Here is an 18,958-nt window from a genome sequence, read left to right on the forward strand (position 1 = left end):
TATGGGACGTAAATTATTATTAGAGCATATAAATGAGCCGGGAATCAACACTTTTGCCGTATATCGTCAAAAGGGGGGATACCGAGCTGTAGAAAAAGCTTTGAAAACAATGTCGTCAGATGATGTTGTCGAAGAGGTTAAGAAATCAGGATTACGTGGTCGTGGTGGAGCAGGATTCCCAACAGGAATGAAATGGAGCTTTTTGGCTAAGCCAGAAGGTGTTCCACGTTATTTGGTCTGTAATGCGGATGAATCAGAGCCAGGAACATTCAAAGACCGTTACTTGATGACGCATATTCCACACGCTTTGGTGGAAGGAATGATTGTATCGAGTTATGCCTTAGGTGCGCATACTTCGTATATCTATGTTCGTGGTGAGATGATGCCACAAATTCGTATTCTCGAGAAAGCTATTGAAGAAGCTAAGGCAGCAGGGTTTTTAGGGAATAATATTTTAGGTACAGGCTATAATTTAGAAATATACGTGCAGCCAGGTGGTGGTGCTTACATCTGCGGTGAAGAAACCGCTTTATTGGAATCATTGGAAGGTAAGCGTGGAAATCCGCGTATTAAACCGCCTTTTCCTGCGATAGCAGGTTTATATGGTTGTCCTACGGTGGTGAATAATGTTGAATCCATTGCTGCAGTCGTGCCGATTGTGAATGATGGTGGTGAAGAGTATGCTAAAATTGGTATTGAGCGTAGTACAGGAACGAAATTGATTTCGGCTTCTGGTAACATCAATAAACCGGGTGTGTATGAAATCGAATTGGGTGTACCAGTAGAAGAGTTTATTTATTCGGATGAATATTGTGGTGGTATTGCCAATGGCAAAAGACTGAAAGCATTAGTAGCAGGAGGTTCTTCAGTTCCGATTCTACCAGCAAATTTAATTACGAAAACAGCAGCAGGCAATCCGCGTTTGATGACTTATGAGTCATTAGCCGATGGTGGATTCCAAACAGGATCAATGATGGGTTCTGGTGGTTTTATTGTTTTCGACGAAGATCAATGTATAGTACGCAATACTTGGAATTTCGCCAGATTCTATCATCATGAGAGTTGTGGGCAATGTTCACCATGTCGTGAAGGAACGGGCTGGATGGAAAAAGTTTTGCATAAAATAGAATATGGTCACGGGACCATGGAAGATATAGACTTGTTGTGGGATATTCAACGTAAGATCGAAGGAAATACGATTTGTCCATTGGGCGACGCGGCGGCATGGCCTGTTGCGGCAGCAATAAGACATTTTCGAGATGAATTTGAATGGCATGTGTTGAATCCACAAGAATCGCAGACACGTAATTATGGTTTGGTGCATTATGCTGATCCTTTGGAAACCATAGTTCAATAGATATTAGAAGCAGATACGATGGCAGACGAAGTTGTAAATTTTAAAGTCACAATAGATGGTATTCCGGTAGAAGTCGCTCCGGGAACAACGATATTGAATGCTGCACGTCAGATTGGAGGTGACATTGTTCCTCCTGCGATGTGTTATTATTCTAAGCTAGAAGGTTCTGGAGGAAAATGCCGCACTTGTTTAGTTAAAGTTTCTAAAGGTTCGGAGAAAGATCCTCGTCCGATGCCAAAGCTTGTCGCTTCGTGCCGTACAACTGTAATGGATGGTATGGAAGTGCAAAATATCACATCTCCAGAAGTAGAAGAAGCGCGTAAAGGGGTTGTTGAAATTCTTTTAATAAATCATCCCTTGGATTGTCCAATTTGTGATCAAGCTGGTGAGTGTAAGTTGCAGGATTTGGGTTATGAGCACGGTTCTGAAGGCACACGTTATGAGTTTGAACGTCGTACATTCGAGCGTGTAGATTTAGGTGATAAGATTCAATTGCATATGAATCGTTGTATCCTTTGTTACCGTTGTGTATATGTTGCGAATCAATTGACAGAAAAGCGTGAGCATGGAATTCTGTATCGTGGTGATCATTCTGAAATTACAACGCACATTGAAAAAGCTTTAGACCACGATTTTATTGGAAATGTGATTGATGTTTGTCCAGTTGGGGCATTGACAGATAAAACTTTCCGTTTTAAAAATAGAGTTTGGTTTACAAAACCAGTTGATGCGCATCGTGATTGCCCAACTTGTTCGGGTAAAGTAACGCTTTGGTACAAAGGGGAAGAGGTGTTGCGTGTAACTGGTCGTAAGGATGAATTTGGGGAAGTAGAAGATTTTATCTGTAATACTTGTCGCTTTGATACGAAAAACACATCGGATTGGGTGTTGGAACATCCTACTGATGTGGAAAAAGAATCGGTGATTGGTGCTAACCACTATGAGAAATTTCATCTTCCAGCAGTAATTAAAGAGGATGAAAAATTGAAACTTGCAAATGCGGAGCAATTGCAAAGAACAGAACGTTTAAAATAATTTTCGATGGAAGTCGCTTTTATATTAGAGAAACTTATACTTGTAGTCATTGTATTCACCGTTACTTTGGTGATCGCGATGTATTCTACACTTGCCGAACGTAAGATTGCGGGTTTCATGCAAGATCGTCATGGTCCAGATCGGGCAGGTATTTTTGGGATTTTACAACCATTATGTGATGGTGGTAAATTCTTTTTCAAAGAAGAAATAATTCCTGCAGGCGCGCACAAAAGCTTATTTATACTAGGTCCTGTCATTGCGATTATTACGGCTTGTATCAGTTCGGCTGTAATTCCTTGGGGACAAAATCTGGTTATCGATGGCAAGAGCATTCCACTGCAAGTGGCTGATGTCAATATCGGCGTATTGTACGTTTTTGGTGTTATTGCATTGGGTGTTTATGGGATTATGCTTGGTGGATGGGCTTCAAATAATAAGTTCTCCTTAATGGGTGCGATTCGTGCTGCATCACAAAGTATTTCGTACGAAATCGGGATGGGATTAGCATTAATTGCTTTATTAATGGTAACTGAATCTCTTCAATTGGGCGAAATTGTAGCAAAGCAGTCTGGTTTTGTGAATTGGAATATTTTTGTACAACCTTTAGGATTTTTGATCTTTATTACTTGTGCTTTTGCGGAGTGTAATCGTGTTCCTTTTGACTTACCAGAATGTGAAACCGAATTGGTCGGAGGTTATCATACCGAATATTCTTCGATGAAATTAGGTCTTTACATGTTTTCGGAATACATCAATATGTTTGTGTCATCAGCTTTGATGGCGGCATTGTATTTCGGAGGTTACAATTTCCCGTTTATGTATGACTTGGGCTTGTCCGAAAACTGGATAACAATAATAGGCGTACTTGTCTTTTTCTTAAAAATATTTGGTTTCATCTTCTTCTTCATGTGGATTCGTTGGACATTACCACGTTTCCGTTATGACCAATTGATGAATCTGGGTTGGAAAATTTTGATTCCATTGGCTATTGCCAATATTGTATTGACAGGTGTGATAACATTAATTAAGGATACTTACTTTCAATAAGTCGGGATATGCAATCATTAACTAATCGAAAAAAAGTCATCGAGCAAAAGCCAATGAATATATGGGAACGCATGTATTTGCCGGCTATTGTGAAAGGACTTTCTATTACTTTGCGACATTTTTTCAAGAAGATACCTACTATAAAATATCCTGAAGAAATCAGACCTTATTCAAAAAACTTTAGAGGACAGCATTCTTTGAAGCGTGATGAGCAAGGTAGAGAGCGTTGTACAGCGTGTGGATTGTGCGCATTATCTTGCCCTGCTGAAGCTATCACGATGACAGCGGCAGAACGCACAAAGGATGAAAAGCACTTATACCGTGAGGAGAAATACGCAGCAGTATATGAAATCAATATGTTGCGTTGTATATTCTGTGGATTGTGTGAAGAAGCGTGTCCAAAAGAAGCGATTTATTTGGATGGGCCACATGTGACAGCGGATTATTTGCGTAAGGATTTTATTTATGGTAAAGATAAGTTGGTCGAACCAAAATTTGATATTACAAAACTTAATGTAAACGGGTAAGCATAATGGGTATATTTTATTTTGTAGCATTTTTGTCCATTTTCTTTGCGTTGATGACCATCTTCACAAAGAATCCAGTACATAGTGTGCTCTATTTAGTTATTACGTTTTTCACGTTTACGATTCACTATATCTTATTGAATGCACAATTTCTGGCTGTTGTGAATTTTATCGTATACATGGGAGCCATTATGGTGTTATTTCTATTTGTATTGATGTTGCTGAATCTCAATAAAGATACGGAACCCATGAAATCCACCGTTGTGAAAGTGATGGGTGCAATTGCAGGCATGTGTCTGTTGGCGACTTTCTTAGGTGCATTTCGTGTGTTGGAAGGTCAAACGGAATTTGTAACGGGTAATACCGATGTCGGATTGGTAAAAAACTTAGGTAAAGTATTGTTTGATGAGTTTTTGTTGCCATTTGAATTGTCCTCTATACTGTTGTTGACAGCGATGGTCGGCGCCATATTATTAGCTAAAAAAGAAACGAAACAAGGATAATGGGAGATATTATTCAAAATATACAAGGCATTCCATTAAATCATTATTTGATTTTCTGTAGTGTAATATTTGCTATTGGTGTAGTTGGTGTGTTGATTCGTCGTAATGTCATAATCATTATGATGTCGATAGAATTGATGTTGAACTCTGTGAACTTATTATTGGCTGCGTTTTCAGCTTATTATGGCGATGCAAGTGGTCAAGTGTTTGTGTTTTTCGTTATGGCTTTGGCGGCGGCAGAAGTTGCTGTCGGGTTGGCTATTGTTATTATGGTTTACAGAAATACAAAATCTGTAGATATAGAGTCGTTGAGTAAATTACGTTGGTAAAAGAGTAAAACCTAAATTATATGATGGAACTAATCTGGCTGATACCGTTGATACCTTTATTAGGTTTTATAATTAATGGACTAGGGCAGTATAATTTTTCGAAATTCGTAGTAGGTTTAGTGGGATGTGGTGCTGTGTTAGGCTCCTTCTTATTAAGCTGCATACTATTTTTACAAGTGTTTCAAGCACGCAGTGCAGGTGAAGATGGGACTACAGTGTTTCACTTGTTTGAGTGGATTTCTGTGGGTGGATTTGATCTAAGTTTTTCATTCTTGCTTGATCCTTTAAGTGCGTTAATGCTTCTTATTGTAACAGGGATTGGTTTTTTGATTCATTTGTATTCCTATAGTTATATGTATGAGGATGAGTCTTTCGGTAGATTCTTCTCGTATTTAAACTTGTTTATCTTCTTCATGCTTTTATTGGTATTGGGTTCAAATTACCTAATAATGTTTATCGGATGGGAAGGAGTAGGGCTTTGTTCGTATTTGTTAATAGGATTTTGGTATAAAAATTCATCATACGCAAGCGCGGCAAAGAAAGCTTTTGTAATGAATAGAATTGGTGATTTAGGTTTCTTAATTGCTGTATTTGCTATTATTGCCACTTTTGGAACATTAGAATATGCTGATGTATTTGCTCAAGCTTCTCAATTTCCAATTGGAGATGCGACTTTACTATTGATTACTTTGTTACTGTTTATCGCTGCAACGGGTAAGTCAGCGCAGATTCCATTGTTTACGTGGTTGCCTGATGCGATGGCTGGACCTACGCCAGTTTCGGCGTTGATTCACGCTGCTACGATGGTAACAGCGGGTATCTACATGATTATCCGTTCGAATATTTTGTTTACCTTATCGCCTTTGACTATGCAAATTATTGCAGGTATAGGTGTGGCGACAGCTTTGATTGCGGCATTTATTGCAGTAACTCAAAATGATATTAAGAAGGTGTTGGCATACTCAACAGTTTCGCAATTAGGCTATATGTTTTTGGCTTTGGGTGTTGGTGCATTCACAGGAGCGTTTTTTCATGTAATGACACACGCCTTTTTCAAAGCATTATTATTCTTGGGTGCTGGTTCGGTAATCCATGCGATGCATCATGAGCAAGATATGCGCAAGATGGGTGGACTAAAGAAGCATTTACCAGTTACGTATGTGACAATGTTGTTAGGAACCATTGCAATCGCTGGTATTCCTCCACTTTCAGGCTTTTTCTCCAAAGACGAAATTTTGGCATTTACATTTGAATCTAGTCCGTTTCTATGGGGATTGGGATTTGTAGGGGCATTATTTACGGCTTTCTATATGTTTAGAATGTTGTTTCTGACATTCTTTGGCAAATTTAGAGGCACACACGAGCAAGAACATCACTTGCATGAGTCACCAGCACAAATGACTATTCCATTAATTATTTTGGCAATTCTCTCTGTATTGGGTGGTATAATAAATATTCCATCTGCTTTGGGAGGCGGTCATTGGTTAGCGAATTTCTTAAGTCCAATATTTGCTTACAGCAATTCACGCGTACCAGAAGTTCATTTGGATCACAATACAGAATATGTTCTAATGGCGGTATCAGCTGTTGCAGCAATAGTGATGGCGGTGTTGGCGTATCATAAGTATGTGAAGAAAGCAGATGTACCGCAAGCTGATGGTGTAGCGCAAGGGACATTATATAAATTGTCTTACAATAAATTTTATGTTGACGAATTGTACAATGCTTTATTTGTAAAACCGTTGAACGCATTATCCAAAGTATTTTATAAAGTCGTTGACAAATCTGCTATAGATGGTGTTGTACATGGTGTAGCTGATTTTATCAGTGCTTCAGGACGTGGTATTCGTCAATTACAAAGTGGCTATGTCGGGTTTTATATCTTTATGATTGTGCTCGGTGTAGCGGCGATTATGCTGTATGGTCTTTTGAATATTTAATAGATTTGAAATAGAAGATAATCAATGAATAACCTTTTTATACTGCTATTACTACCTGTTGCAAGTGCTATTTTGTTGGCATTCGCAAAGTCATCTTCCACTGCGAAGTGGATTGCGCTAGTATTGTCTCTCGTTCAAGTTGTATTAACGATTCCTTTCTTGTGTACTTTTGTGCCGGACGCATCTGTGCAGTTTGAGCAATCATTCGATTGGATTTCAAGTTTGAATATTCGTTTTCATATCGGATTAGATGGAATTAGTTTGCCGTTGGTCTTATTAACAAATGGACTTTTTCCTTTAATTATACTATCGACATTTAACAAAGAATATAAACACAGTTTTTATGCGCTTGCAAGCTTTATGCATGCTGGATTATTGTTGGTATTTACTGCGCTTGATGCTTTCACATTTTATGTAGGCTGGGAAGCAGCATTGATTCCAATTTATTTTATCTGTGCACTGTGGGGAGTTGGGGATCGAATTAAAGTCAATTTGAAATTCTTTATCTACACCTTCTTCGGAAGTTTATTGATGTTGATTGCGATTCTTTATTTAGGTCAACAAACACCAAATAAAGATTACGAATGGAGTTCTTTTGTTGCATTGGATTTGAGTGAATATGCGCAACGTTGGTTATTTTGGGCTTTCTTCATCGCTTTCGCCATAAAGATTCCTGTTTTTCCTTTTCATACTTGGCAACCGGATACGTATACAAATGCGCCTACAGCAGGTACAATGTTGTTAGCAGGTATCATGTTAAAGATGGGTACCTATGGTGTTATTCGCTGGTTGATTCCAATTGTTCCGTTTGGGACGAATGCCTACGGCAAAATTGCTTTGGTGCTATGTATTATTGGTGTCGTCTATGCTTCAATCATTGCTTTCAAGCAGCAAAATGCAAAGCGTCTTATCGCATATTCTTCAATTGCTCACGTGGGTTTGATCACAGCAGGTATTTTTGCATGGAATCAGGAAGGGCTACAGGGGGCAGTATTACAAATGGTAAATCATGGTATTAGTGTTATCGGGCTATTCTTGGTTTTAGATATTATCAAATCGCGCACGGGCACTATTACATTAAGTGAATTAGGTGGTCTTGCGTATAATATGCCAAAACTGGCTATTTTCTTTGTTATCATCATGATGGGCGCAGTAGGATTGCCATTGACCAATGGTTTTATTGGCGAATTCTTGTTGTTAAAATCATTATATAGTATGAATATTTGGTACGCTGCATTTGCAGGTCTAACCTTGATTTTTGGTGCTGTATATATGTTGCGATTATTCCAAAAAACGATGTTGGGATCTTTAGATAGCAATTACGTAAAAGTAACAGATGCAAGAGGTGCAGAAGTGCTTGTATTGCTGATCGTTAGTGCGTTGGTAATTGCTTTAGGTGTATTTCCGAATAGCTTATTGAAATTATCAGAAGCCTCGGTAGCACAATTAATTCAGTCAGTAAAAATTTAAAATAAGTCAAAATACACAATCATTTATGGGTGCGATTATTACACTGTCACTTTTGGGAATTCTGGTTTTATATTTGGGCTTATATAAAGCGAAATCCTTATTGTTGCCTGTCACCTTATTGGGATTAGTTGCGGCATTAGGTTTCGAAATAGCGTCTTGGAATAAGGGTGAAAATCCTATCTATAATGGCATGGTCTTATTTGATAATTTTGCCTTAGCCTTTTCTATACTTTGTATCGTTATTACTGGACTTATTTTATTGTTAAGCAAGGAGTATTTCCGGGCTATTAGCAATAATGTTGCGGAATATTACTGCTTGATACTGTTCTCACTTACAGGGGCGTTGATGGTCTGTTCGTACCACAATTTTGCGATGTTATTCATTGGAATAGAAGTGATGTCCGTTGCGTTATATATTTTGGTAGGCATTCGTAAAACAGATTTTGCATCGAATGAAGCAGCCTTAAAGTATTTTTTAATGGGGGCTTTTTCGACAGGGTTTTTGCTTTTCGGTATCACATTGCTATATGGAGCAACTGGCACATTTGATATTACAGGCGTTAAGAATTATTTAATCTCTAATCCGGCAGCTGTATCACCATTATTTTATGGAGGAATTTTATTGTTGTTGGTCGGCTTATTGTTTAAAGTAGGTGCTGCCCCATTTCATTTTTGGACTCCGGATGTGTATGATGGTGCGCCAATTCTGATAACTACGTATATGAGTACAGTGGTAAAAGTGGCATCATTTGCAGGCTTCATGAAATTGTTTAGCTATGTGTTCTCGCCTTTGCAAGATTTTTGGACACCTATACTTTTAATCATTATCGTAATAACATTATTCATCGGAAATATTACAGCATTGCTTCAGACGAGTTTTAAGCGTATGTTAGCTTATTCAAGTATTTCACATGCGGGATATATGTTATTTGCAATTATTGCTCTGGGTGCTAATGCAGATTCCAGTATTTTGACTTATGGGTTGGCTTACTCATTAGCTTCTGTTGCTGCATTTGCAGGATTAATATTGGTGAAAAGAAGTCACGGTTCAGATCAGTTTGTTGCTTTTGATGGGTTAGGGAAATCAAATCCATTGTTGGCTTTAGTTATTACGGTAGCTATGTTGTCACTTGCAGGAATTCCTTTGACAGCAGGTTTTATTGGTAAATTCATGTTGTTCCGAGGGGCGATGGCAGATTACCATATTATTTTGCTCGTGTTGGCGGTAGTAAATGCCGCAATAGGTATTTATTACTATTTGCGCGTGGTTGTTCATATGTATTTTTATCCAAGTATTAAAGGAGATGATACTGTTGCTGTGCCGACAAGCTTTAATATTGTGCTCGTAGTTACTTTATTACTAACTATTTTAATTGGGGTATATCCCGATTGTATCATATCGTTGCTATAAATTAAATTAAAATATGATTAAAAAGCTCTTCATCGAAGAGCTTTTTAATTAGAATAATTTTGAACTTTACGCACAAATTGTATCTTTATAATTGAGCCTCAACACGTATGAAAAGAGCGAATTACTATCTGATACGATTTATTTATGCTGCCCTCATTTTGCTAGTTTCAGTTTTGACTGTAGAGGGACAGGTACGTATTAGAGGTAAAGTACTTGATGCCTCAACTAAATTTCCCATTACTACGGCCAGTATTAAATCACCAGAAAATAAAACTGGAACAGCGACTACTAAAACAGGTGAATTTTTATTGACTCTTGAAAAAGGCACAAGGGAAATTGTTGTTTCAGCTCTTGGATATTCGGATAAATCAGTGGAAATAGATTCATTTGTGAATTATTTAGAAATTTCTCTTGAGCCTAAAAGTTTTTTAATCGATGCTGTTGAAATCAATAGAAAAAGAAAATATAATAATAGAAACCCTGCCACCGAATTAATTGATCTTGTAATAAGAAATCGCTCGTTGAATAAGCTAGAAAAGAAAGATAGCTTATACTACGAATCCTATGATAAGATCAAGTTTGGGCTTATGGATCCCAAAACTGTTTTCGGACGTGGAACTAAAAATTTAGCATTTTTTTATACTAACATAGACAGTTCTGTGGTGGATGATAAAGAGGCATTAAGCATTTTCATGCAAGAATCTTTGTCGGATAATTATGTAAAACAATCTCCATCAAAAACAAAAAAGATCATTAAAGCGGAGCAAAAAACAAAGTTTGATCCGCGTTATATCAATAATGCAAACATTGAGTCCTTCATGGAATATATGTTTCAACCAATTGATATTTACGAAGAAAGTATTTATTTTATTAATAAGCAGTTTCTTAGTCCGATAGCAAGTAATGCTAAAACATATTATAAGTATTATGTAAAAGATACTGTACGTACAGAAAAGGACTTTTTTGTGCGCCTTGAATTTGAACCTCGTAACCCTACAGATTTATTGTTTAAGGGAGAGTTATCTATTTCAATGGATGGTCGTTATGCTGTAAAGTATGTCGACATGCAGCTGGATGAGAAGGCTAATGTGACCTGGGTGAATGATTTGCATCTACGTTTGTCTTATTTCAAAGATCAATCTGGCATGATGTTACAAGATACTTCTGAGGTAACGGTATTGTTTGGTCGTGGCAGTAAGGATGCAATATTTGGAAATCGTTTTAGTGTAAATCAAAAATACGATTTGCAACATAGAGCTGGAGAGAATATTTTTACAGGTGCTCCAGTAGAAAAAAGAATGGTAGAAAGATCTAATTTGGCTTCAAATAGACCTGTGCCCCTTAATTCTGCAGAAAGTGCAACGTACAAGAATATCGATAGTTTAAACAACCTTTCTTCATTTCGGACGATGATGGCCATGGGTTATCTTTTTTCCCAAGGCTATTTTAATTTAGGAAAATTCGAGTTGGGACCCTTAGAATATTTGTATCATCAAAATGATGTTGAGGGAAATCGCATACGGTTGGGGGGGCGCACAACTGCAGAATTTTCAGAGAAAATGTATTTGGAAGGTTACTTGGCTTATGGAGTAAGGGATGAAGCTTTGAAATATAATTTGCGCACAGCCATTTCATTGAACGGTAAAGCTGTTACCACATTCCCCGCACATTATATTGAAGGATCTATTCAGCACGATATATTTGAACCAGGTAAAGGATTGGGTTTTCTAAAGGGAGATAGTTTCTTTCGAAGTTTTAGATCTAATCGACCTACCAAATTTATGCAAACTGATGGGTATAGATTGGGACACGTAATAGAGTTTGGTAATCATTTGAGTGTATCGTCCATGATGACTTTACAAAGACGTAGTCCTGTGGGGGATTTAAAGTTTGCTCTCTCTTCTGATTCTAATCAGTTTTTAAAAAACATTAATACATCTGATCTTCAGGTTGTATTAAGATGGGCTCCTAATGAAAAGTTTTATTACCGTAATTTGAAGCGGAGTACTATTGTTGAAAAATATCCTGTATTTAGTCTACAGTATAATAAAGGTTTGGATGGGTTTTTAGGTGGAGATTATGATTACGATGCACTACGGTTTTCAGCGTCCAAAAGATTATTTTTAAATCAATTGGGTTTTGGGGACGTGACGGTCTCAGTTGGTAAAATCTGGGGAACGCTGCCTTATCCTTTATTAGAAATGCCAAATATCCAAGAGCAAAAAGATCGCCATTCCATTTCTTATGAGCGTGTGAATTCAATGGAATTCATAGCAGATCAATACATGAAACTTAGTTATAATCATAGGTTGAATGGTTTTTTACTAAATAAAATTCCTTTGGTTAAGAAATTGAAATTACGTGAGATTTTTGGTGCGCGCATGTTTTGGGGAGATTTATCTACAAAAAATAATCCTTACCTCAGTGCAGATGTAGTTTATTTTGATCGAGACAAAGAAGGTAAAATCATGACCAATGTCATGACTAAAGAGCCTTATTGGGAGGGATATGTGGGATTGGATAATATTTTCCGTGTGTTGCGCGTTCAATACTATGTGCGGATGACTTACAATGAAATCAAAGAACCGATTAGAGAGAGATTTCGTGCATCATTACATTTTAGTTTTTAATATATGGCTACTTATGAAAACATCCTTGTCGAAAATCAAGGTAAAACTATAGTTATCACAATCAATAGAGAGGACAAGTTGAATGCATTGAATTCTCAAACTCTTGGAGAATTATCAGACGTACTGGATGATATTTTGCACGATAACAGCGTTCGGGGGGTAATCCTGACGGGAAAGGGTGAAAAGGCTTTTGTTGCAGGAGCAGATATTAAAGAATTTTTGAATCTAAATGTATCCGAAGCAAGTGAGCTATCACGATCTGGACACGAGAATGTTATGAACAAAATTGCGAATTTTCCAAAGCCTATAATAGCTGCTATAAATGGTTTCGCATTGGGTGGAGGGTTAGAAGTCGCATTGGCGTGCCATATGCGAATTGCAGTAGAAACAGCTAAAGTAGGTTTACCAGAAGTGTCTTTGGGCATAATTCCTGGCTATGGTGGTACACAGCGTTTGACGCAGTTGGTCGGCAGGGGGAAGGCATTGGAAATGATTCTAACAGGTGATATGATCGAGGCTGTAGAAGCCCTTAAGTGGGGATTGGTAAATCATATCGTAGCGACACAAAGTGAACTTTTAGCCAAAGCTAGTGCAGTATTGGAACGTACTTATACACGTTCTTCTAAGGCTATTGCGGCAGCGATCGAAGCTGTTAACACTGGTCTTATGAATACAGAGCAAGGTTTTGAGAAAGAAATTGAATTATTTGGCAAAAGTTTTGGTTCGGCGGAAATGAAAGAAGGTGTTACAGCATTTTTAGAGAAACGCAAACCAAACTTTTAATCGTTTGTTGTTATTCATAAATCCCAACACTTATGAATAACCCTGTTTTTTCACAGAAAGAACGAAATATTATAATTTTAATCATCGTTCTGGTACTCGGTGGTATCCTTTTGTACGCTATGAAAGGTATTTACGGTGCTTTTTTGGGTACATTTGTAATGTACGCTCTTTTTAGAAATCTAAATATATTCTTAATTGAAAAATGGCGCTGGCCACGTCCATTATCTTCCGTTTTTATCATAATTCTTTCTTTACTAATTATAGTTTTGCCTTTTGCGGGTATCGGCGCTATGCTTGTAAATAAGGCATTGGAGCTGAAAAATAATCCAGAATGGCTAACCCGACTTGTTGAGGCTATCAATAATTTTGTTGGGGATTTAGTTGGGAAACCCGATGTGATTAAAGAGCAATTGGAGTCTAGTGCGGCCTATTTGGGTGGTTTATTGACTATTGTGTTAGGAGGTGCTGCAAATGTATTCCTCGAGGTTTCGGTTATGTATTTTATTCTGTACTTCTTATTTATTAATTATAAAGGATTTGAAAACAGTTTCGTGCATTACATGCCATTTGATGAAGAAAATGCGGTGACATTTGGGGAGGAATTAAAAAATATTACGTATTCTAATATTATAGGACAGACCTTTATTGCTATAGTGCAAGGGGCTTGTCTTGCGTTGGGTTTTTGGATTTTCGGTGCCAACGATGGATTTTTCTGGGGCGTGATCTGCGCTATTCTATCCTTTATCCCGTTACTGGGGCCGCCTTTAATATTTGTGCCAGCCTCAGTTATTCTGATTTCTCAAGGAATGACGTGGCAAGGGGTAGGGTTACTAATCTGGGGGTTTGGGTTAGTTATTAATATTGATAATGTATTGCGTTTAGTTATTGCCAAAAAAGTTGGGGATATCCATCCAATAATCACGGTAGTAGGGGTCGTAATTGGTATTCCTCTATTTGGATTGATGGGGTTGGTATATGGACCTCTCTTGCTTTCCTATTTTTTGATTGCGGTAAAGATTTACAAAGCAAACAAAAGACTAGCACTCAAGAAGCAAATGCTGGAGGATAGTCTTCAATAGCTATTCTACAGCATAACCTAGCATGTAATTTTGAAATTGCTCGTAATAAACTTCGTAAGTTACGGTTTGGTTATCTTTTGTCAAATCCAATAACATAACACCTTGGGGCTTGTAATTAAAAGTTTTTATAGTCATGTCATCCAAAAAGGAAACGCCTTTGTTTCCTTGCAATTTATACACTGCTTCTTTGGCGCACCAGCAGGCATATAACTGTAATATTTCGTTTTCAGGATTAATAAAAGCTAATTCCTCGGGTTTGAGGAATTTCTCTTTGATACGCAAAACTTTATCCATCACCAATTCTAAATCCATACCGCAATCGCCTTGCGTACTCAGCATTACTCCAGCATATTCAAAAGAATGAGTTAAAGATATTTTGTAGGGATAATCGGGCAAGTAAGGTTTGCCGTTACTATCTGATGGACAGTGAATATATTCATTGGTCTGAAGCAAATAGCGCAACAATACACGTGTCGCTAGCCAATGTAGTGTTCGCTTCCCCTTACTTAGGTGACGCAATTTCTCTTGTTCAGCATCGTCTAATTGCAGTTTGCTCAACAATTCCTCTGCCGTTTCTTCTATCTTCCAAATGGCAAATTTGGTTTGATTATTCAGTTCTCTAAGATATACTAGCGCCATAGTCAAATGTACACATTATGGCAATAATTCTTTCATATCACAGCCATTTGATTTGTTTCGGTACGCTTAATACTGTATTTTTGAAACCTATTTGGTTTATTGCCAATGTAATATTGATCCGTATGATTTTATCCGATAAAAGAATTCTTGAAGAAATAGAAAGTGGTAGCATTGTAATTGAGCCTTTTGACCGAAAATGCCTGGGTACAAACTCATATGATGTACACTTAGGAAAATACTTAGCCTGCTATAAAGACGCTGTTCTAGATGCTAAAAAGCATAATGAGATAGCACATTTTGAGATTCCTGCTGAAGGGTATGTATTGGAGCCTGGCAAATTATATCTGGGAGTGACTTTAGAATATACGGAGACGCATGGTCATGTACCATTTTTAGAAGGTAAATCAAGTACAGGTCGTCTAGGAATAGACATTCATGCGACAGCCGGAAAAGGGGATGTCGGTTTCTGTAATACGTGGACATTAGAAATTTCGGTAGCTCAACCTGTGCGTGTATACGCTGGTATGCCAATCGGACAGTTGATTTATTTTGTCGTAGAAGGTGATATTGAAACCTTGTACAACAGCAAAGGTAACGCGAAATACAATAACAAAACTATTCGTCCTGTCGAAAGTATGATGTGGAAGAATGCTTTCTAATTTCCAGAAGCAGTTCCTATAAATATAAAATGCCCTTGAAAAATTTTTCAAGGGCATTTTACGTTAAATGTTTTATGAATATTAGTCTAAACCAAAGCCTAATTCTTTTTCTTTATTGATTAATGAAGCAATACTTGTATCGTTTAATATTTGCAACATCGCATTGCGCACATCTACAAAAGTATCACGAATACCACAAGCATGCTCTTCTGTACACTCGTCACATGAACGGTAGAAATTCAAGCTCACACAAGGCAATAGAGCGATAGGGCCGTCAATAAGACGCATAACCTGAGATAAGAAAATATCTTCAGGTGCTTTGTTCAGACTGTAGCCACCGCCAGCTCCTTTTTTAGAGTACAAAATTCCCGCATTACGCATTTCTAATAAGATCTGCTCAAGAAACTTTTTTGGAATACGCTCTTCTTCTGCAATTTTGATAATTTGCATCGGCTCTTTTCCATAGTTTCTCCCCAGAACCATTAATGCCTTAATGGCGTATTTTGTCTTTTTAGAAATCATAAGTATGTGATTTTTCCCTCAAAAATACAAATTTTAATTCTTTTATTGCCTTTAAACTTCTTCTATAAACTTCCTCGGTTCGACTAATGGATGCTATTTGAGGTGGTTTTTTAGGTATGCACCTGTAAAACTTTCCTCGCATTTTATTAAATCTTCTGGAAGTCCAGTGAACACAACGTTACCGCCGCGTTGACCGCCTTCAGGACCAATATCAATCACCCAATCTGCGGATTTGATCATGTCCATATTATGCTCAATCACTAATATACTATTTCCTAGGGCAATAAGGTCATTAAATGAACGCAAAAGTTTTTGAATATCGTGAAAATGTAACCCTGTGGTTGGTTCATCAAAAATAAACAAGGTCTTTTTACTGTTATTTCCCTTTATTAAGAAGGAAGCTAATTTAATGCGTTGGGCTTCTCCACCCGATAATGTGCTTGAGGATTGACCCAATTTTACATAGCCCAATCCAACATCTTGCAACGGTCTTAATTTTGCTAAAACTTTTGGCTGATCCACGAAAAACTCTAAAGCTTCGTCGATACTTAAATCCAAAATGTCCGAAACAGATTTTTCTTTGTACGTTACATCCAACACATGTGGTTTAAATCGTTTTCCGCCACATGCTTCACAAGGCAACACAATATCCGCCATGAACTGCATTTCAATCTTCACTTCGCCATCACCTTGACATACATCACAACGTCCGCCTTCGATATTGAATGAGAATGCAGCTGGTTTTAAGCCATTAGCTTTAGCGGCAGGCAATCCAGAATACAAAGAGCGAATTTCGTCCCAAGCCTTGACATAAGTCACCGGATTAGAACGTGAAGAGCGTCCAATTGGATTCTGATCGACCAATTCGACTTGTTCGATTTGCGAGATATCGCCATCGATTCCATCAAATTGACCCGTTTGCTCGCCCGAATAATTACCCATCGTCTTTTGCAAAGCAGGATAAAGCACTCTTTTAACAAGTGATGTTTTTCCTGAACCGGAAACACCTGTGACAACTGTAAAGACGTTCAACGGAAAGTCCACAGTTATTCCATTCAAATTGTTTTCTCGCGCACCTTGAATGGTGATTTTATCCGTCCATTTGCGACGAGATTTTGGAACAGCAATCTCGAGTTCACCGCTCAAATATTTTCCTGTTAAGGAATGCTTATCCTTAACGATTTCTTTATAATTTCCCGCGAACACCAATTTACCTCCATTGATTCCCGCTTCTGGACCAATATCAATTAAATAATCAGCTGCTTCCATCATCTCTTGCTCATGTTCCACGACAATAACCGTGTTGCCAATATCGCGTAGTGATTTCAGAACTCCGATAAGACGATTGGTATCCTTCGGGTGGAGACCAATACTAGGCTCATCCAATACATAGATAGAGCCGACAAGCGAACTTCCTAAAGAAGTAGCTAAGTTGATGCGTTGTGATTCACCGCCCGAAAGCGTGTTGCTTAAGCGATTCAACGTCAAATAACTTAAACCTACATCACACAAAAACTGAATACGATTTGTAATTTCAGTCAATAAACGTTTGGCAATGATTTGTTCATTGCTGTCTAATTCTAGATTTTTGAACACCTCCAAAAGCTGATCTATTGGCAACAAAACCAAATCTAAAATAGACCTTCCATTTATTTTGACATAAGCTGCATCTTTACGCAGACGCGTGCCTTTACATTCTGGACAATCCGTCTTACCGCGATAACGAGATAGCATTACGCGGTATTGAATTTTATATGTTTGTTCTTCGAGTTCTGTAAAAAACTCATTCAGACCGCGAAAATGTTTATTTCCCGTCCATAATAATTCTTGCTGTTGAGGAGTTAAGTCTGCATAGGCACGATGAATAGGGAAGTCAAATTTGAGTGCTGTACGCACCAATGCTTCTAGCCATACCCCCATTTTCTCACCACGCCAAGGTGCTATTGCGCCATCGTATACAGATTTACTCTTATCAGGCACGACCAAGTCTGGATCGATACCAATTATTTTCCCGTAACCTTCACATCTTCGGCAGGCTCCATATGGATTATTGAAGCTGAAAAAGTTGGGAGAAGGCTCGTCGAATGTCATGCCATCCAATTCAAATTTCTCCGAAAAATGATGAACTTCGCCATTAATATCTACATAGCATTCACCTTTTCCTTCAAAATAAGCTGTTTGCAACGAGTCTGCTAGGCGAGAAGCTGTTTCTTCTTCACCATCTAATTTGATGCGATCTATAACAATACGTACATCGCCCGTTTTAAAGTTTTTATTGGAAATGGATTTGTCTTCAATAATACTTTCAATCTTTTGGATGCTGTCCTGAAATAGGATACGTACAAAACCTTTTTGAAGAAGAATAGATAATTCTTCTTTCAGTTTACGGTCATTTGTCGAAATCAGCGGACTATATATCGTTATTGTGCTGTCTAACTCATGCGCTGTGATGGTATCAACAATATTCGAAATGGAGTCTTTAGTTACCAATTGACCCGAAATAGGGGAATAGGTTTTTCCGACACGTGCAAAAAGGAGTTTTAAATAATCATAAATCTCTGTAGAAGTACCAACTGTAGAACGTGGATTTGACGTAATAACCTTTTGCTCGATGGCAATAGCAGGTGCAATTCCCTTGATGTAATCTACTTCAGGCTTATTCATACGTCCCATGAACTGACGTGCATAGGAAGATAGACTTTCCACATAACGACGTTGTCCTTCGGCATATAAGGTGTCAAAAGCTAAGGAAGATTTTCCAGAACCCGACATGCCAGTGATCACGACTAACTTGTTTTTCGGTATTTCGACATCAATATTTTTAAGGTTATTGACGCGCGCACCTTTGATTAAGATATATGATTTGGGATTAAAATCCTTGTTTTTTTGCATAACTGACAAAGTTAATCATTTCTAAGAAGTTGAAAGTTAAATCAAAGTAAATGATTGGATATATTGTATTGATTTTCTTTAGTAAGAAAAAAACCAGATGACTTTTGGTTCATCTGGTTTGTATAGTCTTGTAAG

16 protein-coding genes are annotated in these 18,958 nt (G+C 37.8%); 13 read left to right on the top strand and 3 right to left on the bottom strand.

Features of this window, described 5'->3' with window-relative positions; all coding sequences use genetic code 11:
- The first annotated feature begins 1 nt into the window (after position 1).
- From nuoF to GOQ16_RS03445, 12 genes are all read left to right on the top strand, one after another.
- Entirely contained in the window at positions 2-1,357 is a 1,356-nt protein-coding gene (gene nuoF, locus GOQ16_RS03390) for an NADH-quinone oxidoreductase subunit NuoF (RefSeq protein ID WP_160067906.1), read from the top strand.
- A gap of 18 nt (positions 1,358-1,375) precedes the next feature.
- Complete coding sequence (locus GOQ16_RS03395; RefSeq protein ID WP_160067908.1) at positions 1,376-2,392, top strand: NADH-quinone oxidoreductase subunit G; 1,017 nt, start codon at positions 1,376-1,378, stop codon at positions 2,390-2,392.
- Positions 2,393-2,398: 6 nt separating this feature from the next.
- Positions 2,399-3,439: an NADH-quinone oxidoreductase subunit NuoH gene (gene nuoH, locus GOQ16_RS03400; RefSeq protein ID WP_160067910.1), complete on the top strand. Its 1,041-nt coding sequence runs from the start codon at positions 2,399-2,401 to the stop codon at positions 3,437-3,439.
- Between the two features lie 8 nt (positions 3,440-3,447).
- Complete coding sequence (locus GOQ16_RS03405) at positions 3,448-3,966, top strand: NuoI/complex I 23 kDa subunit family protein (RefSeq protein ID WP_160067912.1); 519 nt, start codon at positions 3,448-3,450, stop codon at positions 3,964-3,966.
- A 5-nt stretch (positions 3,967-3,971) separates the two neighbouring features.
- On the top strand, positions 3,972-4,469 hold the full coding sequence (locus GOQ16_RS03410; protein WP_149914788.1) for an NADH-quinone oxidoreductase subunit J family protein: 498 nt from the start codon (positions 3,972-3,974) through the stop codon (positions 4,467-4,469).
- Positions 4,469-4,798 (top strand): NADH-quinone oxidoreductase subunit NuoK, encoded by a 330-nt coding sequence (gene nuoK, locus GOQ16_RS03415; RefSeq protein WP_160067914.1) that lies wholly within the window; start codon positions 4,469-4,471, stop codon positions 4,796-4,798. The genes GOQ16_RS03410 and nuoK overlap by 1 nt, the downstream gene beginning before the upstream one ends.
- 20 nt (positions 4,799-4,818) lie before the next feature.
- On the top strand, positions 4,819-6,738 hold the full coding sequence (gene nuoL, locus GOQ16_RS03420; protein ID WP_160067916.1) for an NADH-quinone oxidoreductase subunit L: 1,920 nt from the start codon (positions 4,819-4,821) through the stop codon (positions 6,736-6,738).
- A 24-nt stretch (positions 6,739-6,762) separates the two neighbouring features.
- Positions 6,763-8,208, top strand: a complete 1,446-nt coding sequence (locus GOQ16_RS03425) for a complex I subunit 4 family protein (protein WP_160067918.1) — start codon at positions 6,763-6,765, stop codon at positions 8,206-8,208.
- Positions 8,209-8,233: 25 nt separating this feature from the next.
- A complete protein-coding gene (locus GOQ16_RS03430) occupies positions 8,234-9,619 on the top strand; it encodes an NADH-quinone oxidoreductase subunit N (protein WP_160067920.1) in 1,386 nt (461 codons plus the stop codon).
- A 107-nt stretch (positions 9,620-9,726) separates the two neighbouring features.
- Complete coding sequence (locus GOQ16_RS03435) at positions 9,727-12,249, top strand: DUF5686 family protein (protein WP_160067922.1); 2,523 nt, start codon at positions 9,727-9,729, stop codon at positions 12,247-12,249.
- Positions 12,250-12,252: 3 nt separating this feature from the next.
- The gene (locus GOQ16_RS03440) at positions 12,253-13,032 is read left to right on the top strand and encodes an enoyl-CoA hydratase-related protein (protein WP_160067924.1); all 780 of its coding nucleotides are present in this window, start codon (positions 12,253-12,255) and stop codon (positions 13,030-13,032) included.
- A gap of 32 nt (positions 13,033-13,064) precedes the next feature.
- Complete coding sequence (locus GOQ16_RS03445) at positions 13,065-14,111, top strand: AI-2E family transporter (protein WP_160067926.1); 1,047 nt, start codon at positions 13,065-13,067, stop codon at positions 14,109-14,111.
- Here the strand turns inward: GOQ16_RS03445 and GOQ16_RS03450 are convergent, their stop codons facing one another.
- Positions 14,112-14,750, bottom strand: a complete 639-nt coding sequence (locus GOQ16_RS03450) for a 4'-phosphopantetheinyl transferase family protein (RefSeq protein WP_160067928.1) — start codon at positions 14,748-14,750, stop codon at positions 14,112-14,114.
- Between the two features lie 122 nt (positions 14,751-14,872).
- Here GOQ16_RS03450 and dcd point away from each other — a divergent pair, with 122 nt between their 5' ends.
- Positions 14,873-15,409, top strand: coding sequence for a dCTP deaminase (dcd, locus tag GOQ16_RS03455; RefSeq protein WP_149914840.1), 537 nt, complete (start codon positions 14,873-14,875; stop codon positions 15,407-15,409).
- A gap of 81 nt (positions 15,410-15,490) precedes the next feature.
- Here the strand turns inward: dcd and GOQ16_RS03460 are convergent, their stop codons facing one another.
- Entirely contained in the window at positions 15,491-15,931 is a 441-nt protein-coding gene (locus GOQ16_RS03460) for an RrF2 family transcriptional regulator (protein ID WP_160067930.1), read from the bottom strand.
- A 93-nt stretch (positions 15,932-16,024) separates the two neighbouring features.
- On the bottom strand, positions 16,025-18,823 hold the full coding sequence (gene uvrA, locus GOQ16_RS03465) for an excinuclease ABC subunit UvrA (RefSeq protein WP_160067932.1): 2,799 nt from the start codon (positions 18,821-18,823) through the stop codon (positions 16,025-16,027).
- Positions 18,824-18,958: the final 135 nt, after the last annotated feature.

The organism is Sphingobacterium bovisgrunnientis, from assembly GCF_009829085.1.
GTDB classification, from domain to species: Bacteria; Bacteroidota; Bacteroidia; order Sphingobacteriales; family Sphingobacteriaceae; genus Sphingobacterium; species Sphingobacterium bovisgrunnientis.